We start from the raw sequence: 16,228 nt of genomic DNA on the forward strand, positions 1-16,228 counted from the left end.
CTCGACCTTTTTGGACATTCCTCTTCGCCTTTGTCGAGCAAAATGACTTGTCAAACCTCTTGATCGACGAAATAATAGAAGAGGATGAAGTAGCAGCAGGAGGCTAAGATGATGAAGCAGCAAACGCTGATTTTACGAACATTGCTTTTCCTATATATTGTCGTTGTCCTTTATATTACGCTGTTGGCCTGGAATTACGGGGCTTCCCTTGGACCGGCCGGGCCAGGCGGACGAAATTACAATCTCATTCCTTTCCGGAGCATTTACCGCATCGGCGTTTTTAGCCCGACGATTCTTGATCCTCTGCGAATTTTAGTCGGTAATATTCTTCTCTTTGTTCCATTTGGCTTTTTATTGCCGGCAGTTTGGAGACATCTTCGCCACGCGCTTGTCGTCGTCCTGATCGGCATGGGCTTTTCCCTCATGATAGAAACGAGTCAATTTCTGTTTACGCACCGTGTCGCAAATGTTGATGATGTAATTCTGAATTCCTTAGGAGTGTGGATCGGTTACGGCTTCTTTTATGTGACGCTCTGGCTGAAACGCCGTATTGTTCTCTTTCATGCCTAAAGCTGCTACAGGGGTTTGCGGCCAAAAGACGGCGCCTGCCGATTGAAAAAGCGGTAAAGCAAATAAACGATGAGTAAGAACCCCGCATACACGAAGCAAATAAAAACAAGATTTCCCGGACTGGTCACGAGGGAATTTCCGACAATGGCGAACAAAAACATCGACGGGATTTTCCCGAGAGACGAAGCGCAAGCATAGGGCCAGAACGGGACCCGGCTTAAAGCAGAATAAATATTAACAACGATTGAAGGAATAATCGGAATCAACCGTGAGAGAAAGATGGTCATAAAGGCGTTTCGTTCAAATAAATGAGTGAGCTTTGCGGCGTGCTTATAACGGTAAAGCAAGGAGCTGCCCCAATCTTGAAAGCCGTAGCGTACGGCAGCAAACATCACGATCGACGCCAGTGATGACCCGAGCCACGTCAGACCGCTCCCGAGCCAGGGACCATAGGCCGCACCGAGAATCCCGCCAATGACCGGATAAGGAATCACCGGAAAAAGGGCAAACAATGTCGCCGCCACGGATGTTAAAATGAGCGAGCGGGTTCCGCCCGTTTGCAGCCAGTGAAGCAGTTGTTCACCATATAAAGAAAGCAGAACAGCGACGATTACATAGCTCAAAACAATAAAACTCTTCTTAATAATGTTCATTCCTTTCACGCTGAATTTCTGGTTAGCAGCCTCGTTATCAACAGTTTCTCACACCGCTCCCGGTTTGTCTCCATCCGGTTCCTGACATGTTCGTGAATTTTTGTGATAGGACAATCCTTTCGCGCGTACAATGAAGCAAATGTATTGGGGAGAGGGGAACGTGCTGTGCAAATTCATGTCGTGAGGCCAGGGCAAACGCTGACCGGGATTGCCAATGCCTATGATTCAACAACTGAAGCGATTATTCAGGCAAATGCTCTGCCAAACCCGAACAACCTCGTCATTGGTCAAACGTTGATTATTCCGATAAGCGGGCGCCTCTATTACGTTCAGCCCGGCGACAGCTTATATGAAATTAGCCGCCGCTTTCAAGTGTCGATTGATGAGATCGTTTCGTTAAATCAGTTAAACCCAAGTCAGCCGCTGGCGATTGATCAAAGGCTTGCTCTACCACCCCGCAGCCGGATTGCGATTGATGTCAACGGCTATATTGAGCCCCGCCCGCCATTGGAGACCGAGCCTCAAGTCATTCAGGAAGTCGGCAACGAATTGACATACTTATCGATTTTCAGCTACCATGTGACGCCCGAAGGAGGGCTCATCCCAGTCGAAGACACCCCGTCGATTCAAGCCGCTTACCCATTTCACATTGTCCCTGTGCTTGTCATTACCAATATGGTCGAAAATCAATTCGATGCTGATTTGGGAGAAGCCATTTTGAATGATATCAACCTGCAAAATCAAGTGCTCGATCAAGCCTTTGCGATTATGGCGGAAAAAGGCTACCTCGGCTTAAATATCGACTTTGAGCATTTACGTCCAGAAGATCGCGAGCCGTATAATCAATTTTTGCGACTCACGGTACAGCGTGCGCGAGAACATGGGTATACAGTGTCGACTGCATTGGCGCCAAAAGTCAGCGGCGAACAGGCCGGAGCATGGTACGAAGCGCATGATTATCCGGCCCATGGTGAAATAGTCGATTATACCGTACTGATGACATACGAATGGGGCTGGAGCGGTGGCCCGCCAATGGCCGTTGCCCCGCTTGATCAGGTAAGAAGAGTGGTGGAATATGCAGCATCTGTTATGCCAGTCGAAAAAATCATGATGGGCATTCCGCTTTACGGCTACGACTGGACACTGCCATTTGAGCCGGGAGGAGAGTTTGCAAGAGCGATCAGCCCGCAGCAGGCGATTGAACTGGCCGCACAGTATGGCGCGACAATTCAATATGATGAACAAGCGCAGTCGCCGTTTTTCCTCTACCAGGAAGAAGACGGCACGGAGCATGAAGTCTGGTTTGAAGATGCGCGCAGCATTCAGGCGAAGTTTGATCTGGTCAAGGAGCTAGGGCTGCGCGGGGTCAGCTATTGGGTTTTAAGAATCGAATTTCCGCAAAACTGGCTGTTAATTCAAGATAACTTTGACGTGAATAAACGGGTGTAGCTAACCGAAACGAAGCAGGAAAGCGGCGTTCCTTTCCTGCTTTGTTGTTATGATGGGAAGACTCGCCCTCTCTTCTATGTTCTCTTCGCCAATCTTCTGTTAAAATTAAAGCAAAGTGATTTTGTAGGAAATGTACGAATGACATCACCCCGCCGAAAGCTTGGAGGCTCACATTTAATATGGAAATTATCGGTAATCTCTTACTCTATGCCAGCTTCATTTTATTAATAGGCTATTTCACCTTGTCTTTTTTTATGCTTAAGGAACAGGGTACAGTCACGCTGCCGCTTTGGTTATTGAAAGCAGCTGTCGTTGCGATCCCGCTGTCGCTTTTGCTGACGGTGATCCGCCTTGTCTATATGCTGTACAGTCAGTTTCAGGTGGAATTTTTTGAAGCGGTATTTACGGTGCTGTTGCAATACGCTGCTGGACAGGCTTTCCTGTTTGCGAGCGTGTTCGCCTGGATGCTGCTGAGCATGATACCATTGTCACGCTCAAGAAAAACGTCGGCTTTTGCCCTTTTGCTGCTGTTCGTTTTAATCATTACAGTAAGCTGGGCCGGCCATGGGGCTGCCGTAGCCGGTATAACAGGATTGATCGGCAACAGTCTTCATCTCGCCGGAGTGGCAGTCTGGATTGGGCCGCTCACTATACTAGCCTGGGCGGCAAAAGATGGACTGCCGGGAGAGTTCTTTCGCTGGTTTTCCCCGCTTGCCGTTTTCGCAGTCGTGATTGTTACCTTGTCCGGTTTTTTGCTGATGAATGACATTGTTCCGCAATACGTTCAAGCCTGGCAAATCACCTATGGACAGCTTCTCCTGCTTAAGCATTTGATTTATGCGCCGCTGCTTCTGTTCGGTCTTCACCATTTTTGGCTTGGCAGGCGGAAGCCGGCACAGCTTGACGGAAGCGGCGTGATAGGAAGCTTTCGCCTTGAATCTTTGCTCGCTTATTTCATATTGGCGATTTCGGCGTTTATGACGGAGCAGACACCTCCTCATGAAGTTGCCCAGACGTTGCAGACAGAATCAATTGTCTCGGTGATGTTCCTCTATCTTTCTGAACAGCAGCTTCAAACCGGCATGATCGGCTTTGCCCCTTCTGTTACGGCGATCCTGATTTTAGCTGGAGCGACAGCCATTGCTGCGACTGCTTTTCTTCTTTTGCGCCGGAACAAATTTCAGCTTGCGTTTTCGCTGTTCCTGCTTAGTATTCTCGTCGGATATCATGGCGTCATGTCGAGCTTGACTGTGCAGGAGGAGCTGCTCATGGATCAGACGGTTTATCCGACGATTGAAAGCGCGATTTCGCAAACGTATGAAAACGATGATGTGATTGAAGTCGCAGTGGCGCAGCAAGTAGAGGATGAATGGCATGTCGTCTACACGGTCAATGGCGAGCAGCTCGTTGCTGAAAAGCTACAGCAAGCAGAAGGCGGCTTTAAACGGCTTCCTGCGGCGATGCTGACAGTCGGAGGGACAGCTGTCGTGGAGGAAGAGCAAAAAATCCGCACCTTCCGCGTCGAGAGCGGCAATTGGCATGATGAGGAGTACGCGGCGACATATGTCACCTTCGGCATGATTCAACAGCCGGAGAACGTCGCCAGAGTGCAAATTCACTATGAGGGAGGCTCCTTTATCGCTCCGCTTGAAAATCAAGTGTTTCTCCATGTGACCTCAAGCAATGAGACCTGGCAGGAGGAACATCCGATTGACTTTCTCGCGGACGACGGCACGGTGATGGAAACCTATGCCCGCAATGTGATGGAAAGAGGGATCTACTGCCATTAACTTTGTGAACATGGTAAAATGGGGCAGACGAGTCAAGAGGACGTGATAAAGATGTTGCAGCGTAAATGGTCACTGGCGGATATAAAGCAGTGGCTTGAAAATAGAAGCGAAGAAGAACAGCCTTTGCAGGAAGCAACAGCATGGGAAATTCTCGAAGCGCTTGAAGGCAGGGAGGAAGAGCTGGCGCCGGTTTACCGGGCCCAATTGTATGCCCTGCTGGCGTCAGCCCGGCTTGAGCGAACGGGACAGCTTGACCCGGTGATTGAACGGTGGCAAGAAAGAGCGGCGACACTGTCTCCGGAAAGCGGGTTCGTCCAGAGAATCACCTGCCAAATCATGCTGAAAAAAATCGGAAATCAACTGCGGCTACCTGAATTTCCTGTTATTCGCGAGACCGATCATAGCTCGGCCAAGAAGAAAGCAGCGAACGATTATCGCCGGATCGCCCAACGGTTTTTCTCTTTTGAGAAGGAATTGACGGCAGAGTGGGAACGGGGTCGGGAGTTGCTTCTCCAGCAGAAAGAGGGGGAAAGACTCGAGCGTTTGTATCAGCTGATGACAGAGCTGAAGCAGCCTTTTTCCCGCATTCTCGAGGCGACGGGGGAGTACGCCGACTCAGTCCAGGGCATTTATTATTCGGCAGCTCAGTTTAAGCAAATAAAACAGGCGGAAGCAGACATAAAGCTGCTGTTTTCGCGTCTGGATGAGCTGCTGCCGCAGTCGGCGGAGGAGCAAGAGCCTGAGGCTCTTGTCGAATTGCAATCGCTCATCGGTCTGAACGAGGTAAAAGAACGGATCGCCAAGCTTCATCGTTTTCTCCATTATCAAAAAGAAAGACAGGAGCAGGGCTTTCAAATAAAAGACGGCATGGCGATGCATATGATTTTAACCGGGAATCCCGGAACGGGGAAAACTCATCTAGCCCGTGTGATCGCGAAAATTTATTATGAGCTTGGCCTTTTGACACGAGATGAAGTGTACGAGGTTGACCGTGCCGCTCTCGTCGGCGCGTATGTCGGTCAGACAGAAGAGCAAACCCAAAAGGCGATTGAACGGGCGCTTGGAGGCGTTCTGTTTATCGATGAAGCATACAGCCTGCGCCGGGCGGATGCTTCGGGAAATGATTATGGACAAGCGGTGATTGATACGCTTGTTTCGGCGATGACGAGCGGAAAATACGCTGGACAATTTGCCGTTATTTTAGCTGGTTATCCCGCGGAAATGCGCACGTTTCTCCGCTCCAATCCCGGTTTACGCAGCCGCTTTCCCGAGCAGAACCATATTCATTTACCGGATTATACGATTGACGAGCTGCTGCAGATCGGGGCGAAGATGGCGCTGGAAAACGATTATATGCTAACGCAGGGAGCGAAAAGAGAGCTTCAGCGTAGAATTGAACGGGCGGCTGTCGATGAGTCGTTCGGCAATGCCCGTACGGTAAAAAATCTTGTCCTGGAAGCGATTTTTGAAAAGGGAGCCGAGCTGACGCTGACGGAAGCAAAAGCCGATGACTTCGTGTTTCTTGATGCCGAGCATTTTCAGGCAAACGAAGAAACAGAGCAGGCTGCGATACAGTCGCTTGAAGCGCTAGTCGGCTTACAAGCGGTTAAGCGGGAAATCAAGCAGCTCACGTCATTTGCAGATGTTCAGCAAAAACGGCGGGAGCAGGGGTTGCAGGCGCTTCCACTGCAACTTCACGCCGTCTTTACCGGCAATCCGGGGACAGGAAAGACGACCGTTGCCGAGCTGTTTGCAAAAGCATTGCACGAAATCGGCCTGTTAAAGAGAGGGCATCTGGTCGTTGCCGGCCGCGCCGATCTTGTCGCCGGCTATGTCGGGCAGACTGCACAAAAAACGAAGGAGCTCATCCGCGACGCGTTAGGCGGGGTGTTGTTTATTGATGAGGCATACGCCTTGCTTTCAGCGGGAAAAGGCGACTTTGGCATGGAGGCAATCCATACGCTCGTTCAGGAAATGACGGTTCATCAGGAAAATCTCGTCGTCATTCTCGCCGGCTACGAGCAGGAGATGGAAAGACTGCTTGCGAGCAATCCCGGCTTGCGCTCGCGCTTTAAAAAACAGCTCTCTTTTGATGATTACACGAAGGAAGAGCTTGTCGAGATCGTGCTTGAACGCGCTGAGCAGGCTGACTACCGCTTTAGCGGCCGGGCGAAGAGCATTTTGGAAACAGAGGTGATGCTTAAGAAGCATCCGGCTAACGCCCGTTATGCGGTAGATGTGTTTGAACGGCTTGTGCAGCTTCAGGCTCTGCGCCTGCAGGAGCAGCAGGCGCATGACGCTGAGCAGTTAATGACAATTACAGAAGAAGATCTGCGTTTGCTCGTTACAGAAGGGGGACATAAGTGATGCATGTGACAGAAACACCAGTCGTCGTACGCTATGCTGAAACGGATCAAATGGGAGTGGTTCATCATTCCAATTATCTTGTCTGGTTTGAGTTAGGCCGGACGGAGCTGGTGAAAGAGCTCGGTTTTCATTATGCCGAAATGGAAAAGGAAGGGATCCTCTCCCCAGTGACGGATATCCAAGTCTCATACAAAAACCCGACGACATACGGCGATATCGTCACGGTAAAGACGTGGGTCGCAGGCTATGACGGACTGCGGGTGACCTATCATTATGAAGTTGTCAATGAAGCCGGGATGATCTGCGTCGTCGGAAGCAGTACCCACGTCTGCGTCAAAAAAGATACGTTCCGTCCTGTCTCAATCCGCAAGCATTTGCCTGAGTGGGATGAGGCGTATAAACGAATCGTGCATGTATAAATACCCGGCAGCTCTCCATACTAATAAACGCAACACCTAATTATTTTTTGGGGGGATTATGATGGCAAAGCCGGATAATCGTGCTGATAATGCAGAAAAGCTGAAGAAAATGAAGGAAAACACGAAGCATAATATGGAAGCTGCGAAAGAGGCAGTCGCCCATACGGACATGTCACGCGAACAGAAGAAAGCGGTAAAAGCCAAAAATAAAAGACGGAAAGAAAGCATGAAGGCGTTCGACGAGGAAATCGCCGATGAAATCGACGCTCGTGAGCAAGGCTATAACAAACAAAAATAGAAGCGGCGCCGGTAAGATAAATGCCACCGGCTGCTTCGGGGGTGTGCCAGAGGGAATTCTTCCTTTTGGCACACTTTTTTCGGCTTATCTCCAGCTTTTGATATGCGGCGAGCTGATAATCAATCAGCTCCTAACAGCTTTCCGCAAGGCGGCAAACAAAAGAACAGTAAATCGTCATTTCCTATGCTATAATGACAAGCATATTTAGATGGAGGGGTCAAGATGGCATTTGGAATCAAGAGGGCTGAATTACTTGCCTGGAAGAGGCAGGCCGAAGCGGGCGAGATTGCTTTTCTCACCCATTACTGGCTGGACGAGCGTTTTCCGGGTTGCACAACTGTTACAAAAGTCGCTTGTGCTGACCGGAAGAAGCTTGTAAAGTGGGGAAGGCAATATGGTTTAAAGGAAGAGTGGCTTCATCAGCGAGAGCCTTTTCCTCATTTTGACTTGCTCGGCGAGAAACAACGTTTTATCCTGAATAAAGAGGGAAAAGAAGAACAGTTAGTGAAGTTGGGGATACCTACCATTCAGCATGAAACTTGATATAATAGGAGACAAGAAAAGATAGGAGGATGAATGATGGTAGTCACACAGAAATCGATTATTGCTGATTTGCAATCCCAAAGGGAAATCGATCCAAAGATCGAAATCCGCAACCGCATTAACTTTTTAAAGGAATATCTTGTCCAGAGCGGGGCAAACGGCTTTGTGCTCGGAATCTCAGGAGGACAGGACTCAACGCTGGCTGGTAAATTGGCGCAGCTGGCAGTGGATGAATTAAATCAGGAAGCGACGACCAAATCGGTTAGTTTCTACGCGATTCGTCTGCCGTATGGCGAGCAGTTTGATGAAGAGGATGCGAAGGCGGCGGTGGAATTTATCGCACCGACAAAGACGCTGACGATTAATATTAAAGAAGCGGTCGATGCGTCGGTTCGCGCGTTTGAGGCGGCGACGGGTGAAACGCTATCGCATTTCGCAAAAGGGAACACGAAGGCGCGTGAACGGATGAAAGCTCAATATGATGTCGCCGCTCATTACGGCTGTCTTGTCATCGGCACTGATCACTCCGCTGAAGCAATCACCGGCTTTTTTACAAAGCATGGCGATGGCGCCTGCGATATTGTGCCGTTATTCGGTTTATCGAAGCGGCAAGGGAAAGCTTTGCTGAAAGAGCTTGGGGCTCCTGGGCACTTATATACAAAAGCTCCGACGGCCGATCTGGAAGACGACAAGCCGGGGTTGCCGGATGAAGTGGCGCTCGGGATGACCTATGAGCAGCTTGACGATTATTTGGAAGGCAGAAGCGTTCAAGCGGAAGTAAAAGAAAAAATTGAAGCCCGTTATATACAGACGGAACATAAACGCCAGCTTCCTGTTACCATTTTCGATACATGGTGGAGGTAAAAGTTCTGGTATAACCTCTCTCCATAAATCATAACGTACAAGGAAGACAAGGTGAAGGAGAGACAGAAATGATGAAGGGGAAAGTATTACTGTTTTTAAGCTTATGTTTAGGATTGATTGTATTGATTGGCTACAGCGGCCTGAACCAGTCAGAGGGACGGACAACCTCTGCCGTGGCCGATGATGGGCAGGGCCGCGAGGTGAACGGTCTGGAAATCACATTGAATTCCGTCAGAACGGAGCCGTCAGAAGAGGCTGGCTCGCATTATGTGATTGCTGATCTGACGTTGGAAAACGTTCGTGACACCGTTTATGAATTTTCGATGTATAAAATGACACTGGTCGACGAGGAGGGGTATGCGTATAATCATGTCTCTTCGATCGAAACAAAAGGCATTCTCGGCGGACAGCTTCATCCTGGTCGCACGAACCGCGGTGAGATCGCGTTTCTTGTGCCAGAAGGAAGCCGGTATGAGCTTGTGTATACCGACCATTTGCGAACCGGCCAGCTTGTTTGGGATATTTCCCTGAGTGAGGAATAACATAATGAGAAAAACTGCGAAAAACGCTGATTTGCATTTGCATTCAACGGCCTCAGACGGAGGGTACTCTCCGTCTGAACTAATGAAAAAATGCAGCCGGGCGGGGCTTGACATCGTCGCTTTGACGGATCATGATACCGTCGGCGGGATCGATGAAGCGCGTCAAGCAGGACAGGAGCTTGGCATCACCGTCATCCCCGGTATTGAATTTTCAACTACATATCAAGGAAAAAGCATTCATATTCTCGGCTATGCCTTCGATTGGAAGGATGAGGCGCTGCAGCTGATGCTCGCTGAGCAAAAGGAACTGCGGCAAGAACGGCTGCACACGATGCTGTCGAAGCTTGCTGCTCTCGGCCTTTCTCTTACACCGGAGCAGGTGTTGCGCTATGTCGATGGCGGAAGCGTCGGACGGCCTCATCTCGCTAAGGCGTTAATTGATGCCGGCTATGTAGGCACGGTGGCCGAAGCATTTGACCGTTATTTAGCCGAAGGAAAGCCGGCCTATGTCGAGAAATCAAAGGAATTGTCGGTGAAAGAGGCGATCGACCGAATCCATCAGACGGACGGGATCGCTGTTGTCGCCCATCCGCTTTACTATGATAAAGACGAGGACATTAAGATGTGGGTGTCGGAGTGGGGGCTTGATGGAATCGAAGTATACCACCGCGATCATGACGAAGAGGCGGTCACCCGCTACCTTGCGCTTGTGAACGAGATTGAACGGGAGCAAAAGAAGACGCTCTACGTGACCGGGGGCTCGGACTTTCATCACGAAGAATATGGCCGTGTACTTGAGCCGCTCGGGGTTACCCGGCTCGATACCGGACTTGCCGAAAAAGTGGTCGCTCTTCAGCGATAAAACGGGGGCGTGGCAAAGCCGAGATCGCGCTGAAAAATATTGCAGGGGCTGGGACAAAAGGCTGTTTTTTACCTTTTTCCCAGCCCCTAAGCAATGGGCGGAACGACGCCGGCAAGTGTGGCGACTTCACTGGTTTAGGGCTTGAAGTTATGCCTTTGGCGGCCGGCTGCTGCGTTCAATTGTGCTTTCAATCTGAATGCCGGTCAGCGCCTGACTCGCGAGGCTGTCCGCTTCTTTATTTTGATTGCGGTCAATCTGCTGGTAATGTAAAATAAGGCCAAGCTTTTTAGCCAGCTGTTCAATCCGGTCGAGCCAGGCTGAATAGTTCTCTTCATAGCACGGCCATTCTCCGGATGCCTGATTGGCGACAATCATCGAATCGAGGTGAATCGTTACCTCCTGCTGGGTAACATTCATGCTCTCCAGCTCCTGGATACAGCGGTACAGCGCTGCATATTCGGCTTCATTGTTATCCTGCAGCAGTTCAAGGCAGTCGTTGAAGCGGCGCCTCCATTGGGAATGATGCTGCTCATAATAAATCGCAACGCCAATCCCGGCTTTTTTCGTTGAACGGTCATAGCCGCCGTCGATGTAGGCGATAACATGCTGCGGTTCGGTTTCCAGTTGTTTAAGAAAACGGAGGATTTCTTTTTTCGTCCAGCTTGACTCCTGCTGATCGTAAAAAACAGCCAGCTTGAGGCGACCTGTTTTTTCAAGGTCTTCCACGAGAAGAAGGGCGTCTTCAAGACGCAGCCACTCCGATTGTAGCTCGAACGTTTTCTTTCCTTTCGCTGGCTGATAATGGCATTCTATACGGACTTTCATTGTCATCACCCTTTTTAAAAGAAAAACGACGCAGCCGATTTTCTTCATAATAATTGCGAAATCATCCTATTCATGATAAGTTAAATTATCGAAATGTTACGTTTTTTTCGTAGTATGGATGGAGTGAAAAGAGAACATACAAAAAACAGATTGATTAGTAAAGGAGTTTGTACTGCAATGCCGATTAAAATTCCCGATCATTTACCTGCTAAAGAGATATTAAATGCAGAAAATATTTTCGTCATGGACGAGAGCCGCGCTTACACTCAGGACATTCGTCCACTAAAGATTGTGATCTTAAATTTGATGCCTGTCAAGGAGACAACGGAAACCCAATTGCTGCGCTTGCTCGGTAACTCGCCATTGCAGGTGGAAGTTTCCCTGCTTCACCCAGATACCCATGTTTCAAAAAACACGTCACATGAGCATTTGGCCTCCTTCTACAAAACGATTGATGAGATTAAGACGGAGCGCTTTGACGGCATGATCATCACCGGAGCGCCGATCGAGAAGCTGGCGTTTGAAGATGTGGATTACTGGGATGAATTGACCTCGATTATGGATTGGAGCGTCAACAACGTCACCTCAACGATGCATATTTGCTGGGGAGCACAGGCCGGACTTTATCACCATTATGGCATTAAGAAGTACCCGTTAGCAGAGAAGAAGTTCGGGGTGTACACGCATACAATTGAAAAGCCGAATGTCAAGCTGCTGCGCGGGTTTGATGATGAGTTTCTTGCGCCGCATTCCCGTTATACAGAAGTGAGACGCGAGGATATCGAGAAGGTGAATGATCTCGAGTTGCTCAGCATGTCAGAAGAGGCCGGTGTCTACATAGTGGCCTCAAAAAATGGCAAGCAAATTTTTGTGACAGGACATTCCGAGTATGATGCCTGTACATTGCAGGAGGAATACGAGCGCGATGTGACGAAAGGGATGGAAATCGACGTGCCGGAAAATTACTTTCCTGAAAACAATGCTGAAAAACTGCCTAAATTGAGATGGAGAGCTCATTCCAATCTGCTTTTTTCAAACTGGCTCAATTATTATGTGTATCAGGAAACACCGTATCATTTGGAATAAGAAACAAAAACAGGGGTGCCAAAAGATTGTATGTCCTTTTGACACCCCGCGATCATTTTAGCGAGAGCGCAGACGCTTCCTCGTTTGCCGGTTGAGCGGCTTTCTTACGGTTTTCTTCCGGGTGGAGCTGCTTCTGTTCCCGTAACCAATCAATAAAATAATCGACGTAACGCTCATCCCACTGTGTTCCTTTTCCCGCTTCCAAAATCGCAATCGCTTTCTCCACGTCCATCCCTTTCCGGTACGGGCGGTCGGAAGTCATCGCATCATACGCGTCGGCGACAGCGAGGATTCTTCCCATTACCGGAATCTCTTTGCCGCGGAGCTGATCGGGATAGCCGCGGCCGTCCATTCGTTCATGATGGGAGCGGACCCCGGGGAGATAGGCAGCCATCAGCTCGGGCGGCTGAATTTGCTTCAGGATCTCTTCTCCGCGCACGGGATGCTCTTGAATGATCGTGAACTCCTCATCGGTCAGATGGCCTTCCTTTAACAGGACGGCATCGGGAATGGCGATTTTCCCAATATCATGGAGCAGGCCGGTTTTCTTTATTAGCGCTATTTTTTCGGCTGAAAAGCCCGCTTTGCGGCCGATTTCGACGGCGTACCGGGCGACGCGCTCGGAATGACCAGCCGTATAGGCATCACGGGCATCAAGGGCGGCAGCCAATGTCGTGAAAAAGCTTTCGTTCATTTTCCGATTCATTACTTCCCGCTGTTCCAGCCCTTCGACCATATGATTAAAGCCGTCGGTAACCATCGCGAATTCATCCGAATAAAATTCCTCAAGCCGCACGTCAAACTTGCCCTGCTCCACCTCGTTCATCGTTTTCGTCAGTCGGGTCAAAGGCGTCATGATGGTTGTATAGAGCAACCATGCGCCATACATTGACAAACAGATGCCGATAGCGAGCACAATGAGGGACCAGCTAATAAATTGCTCCATTTGCAATGATGGGCTCTGTGAAAGCCTGAACTGAGTGGCGACGCTGAAAAGAAGCAGTGGAAATGCACCGATCAAAAGAGCACTCAGTTGAAATTTCGTCCGAATCGACACGAGTACCTTTCCATGAAAGGATAATTTTTCCTGGTAGAGCTCACGTGAAAGCTGCTGCAATTTGAGCAGGACGGGTTCCACGGCCTGCGACGCTTTAAAATATTCAATCATGGCGTGCATTGCTGAAATAAGCCCGGCACAGAGGAGAGCATAAAACAAATAATCATAAGAAAAGGAAAGCTGACCGTTACGAATCGCCTGCCAGGTTAGGAGAAGAGCGGGAAGACTTAACCCGAACAAATGGGGCCCCATTACTCTAAGCCCGGTCAGCATCGGGAAGCGGTGTGCTTGATCAAATGCGGTTCGAAGCTGTTCTTTTGAGGGGGCGGGACTGCTGAAAGTCTGTTGAATCGGCTTGCAGTCGCGGCGGTAAACGAGCCATTCGACGACAATCATGATCAAAAAGGAAAGGACCACAATCCGCAGCAGCACCGGAATATCTCCTTGTTCAACCTGAAGAGTTGTCGCGAAAAGAACGCCACCCACTCCGATGACCGAGATGAGGGAGCTGATAAAATAATATTTAAATAATTGCGTCACAAATGTCTGGTACGTACCCATGTGTGGCTCGGCCTCTTTCTTGAAAGTCATTGATAGTTTCTATTGTAAAGCGCCGGGCGGGATCGAACAATCCTTTTTCTGAAACGTTCTAATTTTGTCACGTCGTTCACCGTTTTTTCAAAGCTATGCTATAATAAGAAGTGAGTGTTTTTGGAAGGGTTGTTAGGGAGGTGGATGAATGGATCCATTAGATGTCATGATGAACAAACAGATGATCCGGCCATATTTCCAGCCGATTATCAGTGCAGATAAGCAGCTGGTCGTTGGCTATGACGTATTGGCAAGGCTGGAAACCGACGAGGGGATAAAAGGCTTTGACGGGCTTCTGGAGGATAAAAGCATTCCCGATGAATATAGATTGGAACTGAACGAATACTTACAGCGAAGCGCGCTGGACGCTTTTGTGAAAACAGATCAAACGTCGACTTTGTTTTTTGCCTATGACATTGAGCTGCTGTACAAGGATAATGCTGAGACATTTATCCGTTGTCTCGAATCCTTTAACGAGTATGACCTGAATCCCCACCAGATCGTTCTGAAGCTAAAGGAAAATGAAATTGTCGAACGGATCAGTGAATACAAGCATTTTTTCGCCTATATTCAAAGCACGGGCATCAGAATAGCGATTGACGAAGTGGGGAAAACAGGCAGCTACCTCGACCGGATTGCGGTGCTAAAGCCGAATATCGTGAAGGTGAACGTCGCTTTTTTGGATGAGGATGCGCTTCCTCACCTGTATCGTGAAGTTCATCATTCCTTATCGATGCTCTCCCGTAAAATCGGCGCGACGCTGCTGTTTGACGGGATTACAAATTTTAATCAGCTCAACTATGCCTGGAGAAATGGCGGTCGCTATTACCAAGGCTCATATTTGCAAGGAGAAAAGGCTGACTTTGTCGAGGCGGATTGCTGCAAGGATAAAATGCAAAAGGAATTTCAGCATTTTATCGTTTATGAGCGCAAAAAGATGGAAGCTCAACTGACGTTAACGAATGAATTAAACCAGCAGCTGAAGCAGGTCATGAAAATGATAAATCCCGAAGATACATATGACGAAATGATTATGAAAGTGGCAAAAGAATGTGACGGGTACGCGTTTCGCGTGTATCTTTGCAATGCGGAGGGCTTCCAGCAATCGTCGAATGCCGAAAAAAATGCAGAGGAAAGCTGGGTGCTTCGTGAGGAAGGACGCTTTAAAAACTGGAGCTGGCGGCCGTATTTTTTAGAAAATATTGTGCGGATGAATATCGAAAAGAGGGGCTTTCTTTCGGATTTGTACACGGATATTGACCGGGATGAACGGATCCGGACTTATTCCTATCCGATTTCAGAGGATCTTTATTTATTTCTTGATATCCCATACGACTATTTATTTGAACAGGAAGGCTTGCTGTAAAGCAAGTCTTTCGGCTATGCACTAAAACGGATCAGCGTGCTGGAAAAGGAAAGAGATCGAAAGCCTTGCAAGCTTACTGCAATGATTTTTCTTACAAGGCTCACTCGGCAAGAAAGAGGGCAGCTTTATTTTTTCAAAAAGAAGCTGCCTATCTGTTTGACGATCGGGCTGACCTGGCTTACAGTTTTCACCACTTGATCAACGGTTTGGACGGTCCGGCCGACATCAAAGCTGCCATTTTCGCCGATGAAGGCTGATTTTAAAAATGATGTCTTCTTAGGCTTATAGCCAAACGCTTGAGATGACGGGTCCATTTGCTGCATATATTGTTGATAAGGGCGACCGGGCCGTTGATGCGGCGGAAACGGATATGGATGGCTGCCGTGCTGATAGGGTGGCATTTGCCGGTTACGCTGCCGTGGGAACATGCTTTTTCCTCCTTACGAATCAATTGAGATCGGCTTGCGCTTTGTTGGAATTTTGATGCGCAGCAGGCCGTTTTTATAGCTTGCCTTGACGCTTTTTTCATCAATATAGAACGGAACTGGAATCGTGCGTTGGCGAATTTGTGTTTGTGACTGGCGCTTCCTTATTCCTTTGGTGTCATCAGCGTACTCGGTATGCTCTTCATTATTAATTTGAATCCGGATTGATTGTCTGTAGATGTCAAGCTGAATTTGCCGTTTGTCAATCCCGGGCAATTCAGCCTCAGCGATCCAATGCTCCTGATCCTCGCTGATGCGAACCGGAATAGGAGCAAGGAACAACGGATGATCGTGTAATTGCTGATATGTGTTAGTAAAGAAATCATCAATCGATCTTAAAATATCATGATAGCCATGGCTTTTTTTGGACTCACGCTGCTCAGACATGTCCGTCCCTCCTCCTCTATGCTAGTTGTCACTATATCCATATGTGCAGAGGCGGTAAATGTGCATGCCAACAG

Annotated in this window: 17 protein-coding genes; 12 read left to right on the plus strand and 5 right to left on the minus strand. The window is 48.8% G+C overall.

Features of this window, described 5'->3' with window-relative positions; translation table 11 throughout:
• Positions 1-111: 111 nt before the first annotated feature.
• Complete coding sequence (locus ABMB67_RS00650; protein WP_251222208.1) at positions 112-570, plus strand: VanZ family protein; 459 nt, start codon at positions 112-114, stop codon at positions 568-570.
• Positions 571-575: 5 nt separating this feature from the next.
• Here ABMB67_RS00650 and ABMB67_RS00655 read toward each other — a convergent pair whose 3' ends face one another.
• Entirely contained in the window at positions 576-1,193 is a 618-nt protein-coding gene (locus ABMB67_RS00655) for a TVP38/TMEM64 family protein (protein ID WP_354570797.1), read from the minus strand.
• Positions 1,194-1,388: 195 nt separating this feature from the next.
• Between ABMB67_RS00655 and ABMB67_RS00660 the strand changes: the two genes are divergently transcribed.
• The 9 genes from ABMB67_RS00660 (at position 1,389) to ABMB67_RS00700 (ending at position 10,357) form a co-directional block, all read left to right on the plus strand.
• Positions 1,389-2,672 carry a glycoside hydrolase family 18 protein gene (locus ABMB67_RS00660; protein WP_251222209.1) on the plus strand — a complete coding sequence of 428 codons (1,284 nt, stop codon included), beginning with the start codon at positions 1,389-1,391 and terminating at the stop codon, positions 2,670-2,672.
• Between the two features lie 179 nt (positions 2,673-2,851).
• A complete protein-coding gene (locus ABMB67_RS00665) occupies positions 2,852-4,462 on the plus strand; it encodes a copper resistance D family protein (RefSeq protein ID WP_354570798.1) in 1,611 nt (536 codons plus the stop codon).
• Between the two features lie 51 nt (positions 4,463-4,513).
• On the plus strand, positions 4,514-6,829 hold the full coding sequence (locus tag ABMB67_RS00670; RefSeq protein ID WP_354570799.1) for an AAA family ATPase: 2,316 nt from the start codon (positions 4,514-4,516) through the stop codon (positions 6,827-6,829).
• Positions 6,829-7,248 (plus strand): acyl-CoA thioesterase, encoded by a 420-nt coding sequence (locus tag ABMB67_RS00675; protein ID WP_251222243.1) that lies wholly within the window; start codon positions 6,829-6,831, stop codon positions 7,246-7,248. The genes ABMB67_RS00670 and ABMB67_RS00675 overlap by 1 nt, the downstream gene beginning before the upstream one ends.
• A gap of 61 nt (positions 7,249-7,309) precedes the next feature.
• Entirely contained in the window at positions 7,310-7,546 is a 237-nt protein-coding gene (gene tlp, locus ABMB67_RS00680) for a small acid-soluble spore protein Tlp (protein WP_251222212.1), read from the plus strand.
• 222 nt (positions 7,547-7,768) lie between these two features.
• Positions 7,769-8,089, plus strand: coding sequence for a hypothetical protein (locus tag ABMB67_RS00685; RefSeq protein ID WP_251222213.1), 321 nt, complete (start codon positions 7,769-7,771; stop codon positions 8,087-8,089).
• Positions 8,090-8,125: 36 nt separating this feature from the next.
• A complete protein-coding gene (nadE, locus tag ABMB67_RS00690) occupies positions 8,126-8,953 on the plus strand; it encodes an NAD(+) synthase (RefSeq protein ID WP_251222214.1) in 828 nt (275 codons plus the stop codon).
• A gap of 68 nt (positions 8,954-9,021) precedes the next feature.
• A complete protein-coding gene (locus ABMB67_RS00695) occupies positions 9,022-9,495 on the plus strand; it encodes a DUF4352 domain-containing protein (protein ID WP_251222215.1) in 474 nt (157 codons plus the stop codon).
• 4 nt (positions 9,496-9,499) lie between these two features.
• The gene (locus tag ABMB67_RS00700; protein ID WP_354570800.1) at positions 9,500-10,357 is read left to right on the plus strand and encodes a PHP domain-containing protein; all 858 of its coding nucleotides are present in this window, start codon (positions 9,500-9,502) and stop codon (positions 10,355-10,357) included.
• Between the two features lie 147 nt (positions 10,358-10,504).
• Here the strand turns inward: ABMB67_RS00700 and ABMB67_RS00705 are convergent, their stop codons facing one another.
• A complete protein-coding gene (locus ABMB67_RS00705) occupies positions 10,505-11,182 on the minus strand; it encodes a reverse transcriptase-like protein (RefSeq protein ID WP_251222217.1) in 678 nt (225 codons plus the stop codon).
• 177 nt (positions 11,183-11,359) lie between these two features.
• Here ABMB67_RS00705 and metA point away from each other — a divergent pair, with 177 nt between their 5' ends.
• Complete coding sequence (gene metA, locus ABMB67_RS00710; protein WP_251222218.1) at positions 11,360-12,268, plus strand: homoserine O-acetyltransferase MetA; 909 nt, start codon at positions 11,360-11,362, stop codon at positions 12,266-12,268.
• 52 nt (positions 12,269-12,320) lie between these two features.
• Here metA and ABMB67_RS00715 read toward each other — a convergent pair whose 3' ends face one another.
• Positions 12,321-13,886 carry an HD domain-containing phosphohydrolase gene (locus tag ABMB67_RS00715; protein WP_354570801.1) on the minus strand — a complete coding sequence of 522 codons (1,566 nt, stop codon included), beginning with the start codon at positions 13,884-13,886 and terminating at the stop codon, positions 12,321-12,323.
• Between the two features lie 178 nt (positions 13,887-14,064).
• On the opposite strand from ABMB67_RS00715, the gene ABMB67_RS00720 reads away from it, so the two are divergent.
• Positions 14,065-15,282, plus strand: coding sequence for an EAL domain-containing protein (locus ABMB67_RS00720; RefSeq protein WP_354570802.1), 1,218 nt, complete (start codon positions 14,065-14,067; stop codon positions 15,280-15,282).
• Between the two features lie 125 nt (positions 15,283-15,407).
• Here the strand turns inward: ABMB67_RS00720 and ABMB67_RS00725 are convergent, their stop codons facing one another.
• Complete coding sequence (locus ABMB67_RS00725; RefSeq protein WP_251225079.1) at positions 15,408-15,710, minus strand: YppG family protein; 303 nt, start codon at positions 15,708-15,710, stop codon at positions 15,408-15,410.
• Positions 15,711-15,722: 12 nt separating this feature from the next.
• On the minus strand, positions 15,723-16,154 hold the full coding sequence (locus tag ABMB67_RS00730) for an Hsp20/alpha crystallin family protein (RefSeq protein ID WP_251225078.1): 432 nt from the start codon (positions 16,152-16,154) through the stop codon (positions 15,723-15,725).
• Positions 16,155-16,228 lie beyond the last annotated feature (74 nt).

The sequence above is a fragment of the Halalkalibacter oceani genome, assembly GCF_040544555.1.
Lineage (GTDB): Bacteria > Bacillota > Bacilli > Bacillales > Bacillaceae_D > Halalkalibacter > Halalkalibacter oceani.

Coding starts and splice junctions, on each gene's coding strand:
- ABMB67_RS00665 (WP_354570798.1), top strand. CDS start 2,852: ATGGAAATTATCGGTAATCTCTTACTCTATGCCAGCTTCATTTTATTA.
- ABMB67_RS00670 (WP_354570799.1), top strand. CDS start 4,514: ATGTTGCAGCGTAAATGGTCACTGGCGGATATAAAGCAGTGGCTTGAA.
- ABMB67_RS00650 (WP_251222208.1), top strand. CDS start 112: ATGAAGCAGCAAACGCTGATTTTACGAACATTGCTTTTCCTATATATT.
- tlp (WP_251222212.1), top strand. CDS start 7,310: ATGGCAAAGCCGGATAATCGTGCTGATAATGCAGAAAAGCTGAAGAAA.
- ABMB67_RS00725 (WP_251225079.1), bottom strand. CDS start 15,710: ATGTTCCCACGGCAGCGTAACCGGCAAATGCCACCCTATCAGCACGGC.
- ABMB67_RS00685 (WP_251222213.1), top strand. CDS start 7,769: ATGGCATTTGGAATCAAGAGGGCTGAATTACTTGCCTGGAAGAGGCAG.
- ABMB67_RS00705 (WP_251222217.1), bottom strand. CDS start 11,182: ATGAAAGTCCGTATAGAATGCCATTATCAGCCAGCGAAAGGAAAGAAA.
- nadE (WP_251222214.1), top strand. CDS start 8,126: ATGGTAGTCACACAGAAATCGATTATTGCTGATTTGCAATCCCAAAGG.
- ABMB67_RS00675 (WP_251222243.1), top strand. CDS start 6,829: ATGCATGTGACAGAAACACCAGTCGTCGTACGCTATGCTGAAACGGAT.
- ABMB67_RS00715 (WP_354570801.1), bottom strand. CDS start 13,886: ATGGGTACGTACCAGACATTTGTGACGCAATTATTTAAATATTATTTT.
- ABMB67_RS00695 (WP_251222215.1), top strand. CDS start 9,022: ATGATGAAGGGGAAAGTATTACTGTTTTTAAGCTTATGTTTAGGATTG.
- ABMB67_RS00730 (WP_251225078.1), bottom strand. CDS start 16,154: ATGTCTGAGCAGCGTGAGTCCAAAAAAAGCCATGGCTATCATGATATT.
- ABMB67_RS00700 (WP_354570800.1), top strand. CDS start 9,500: ATGAGAAAAACTGCGAAAAACGCTGATTTGCATTTGCATTCAACGGCC.
- ABMB67_RS00720 (WP_354570802.1), top strand. CDS start 14,065: ATGGATCCATTAGATGTCATGATGAACAAACAGATGATCCGGCCATAT.
- metA (WP_251222218.1), top strand. CDS start 11,360: ATGCCGATTAAAATTCCCGATCATTTACCTGCTAAAGAGATATTAAAT.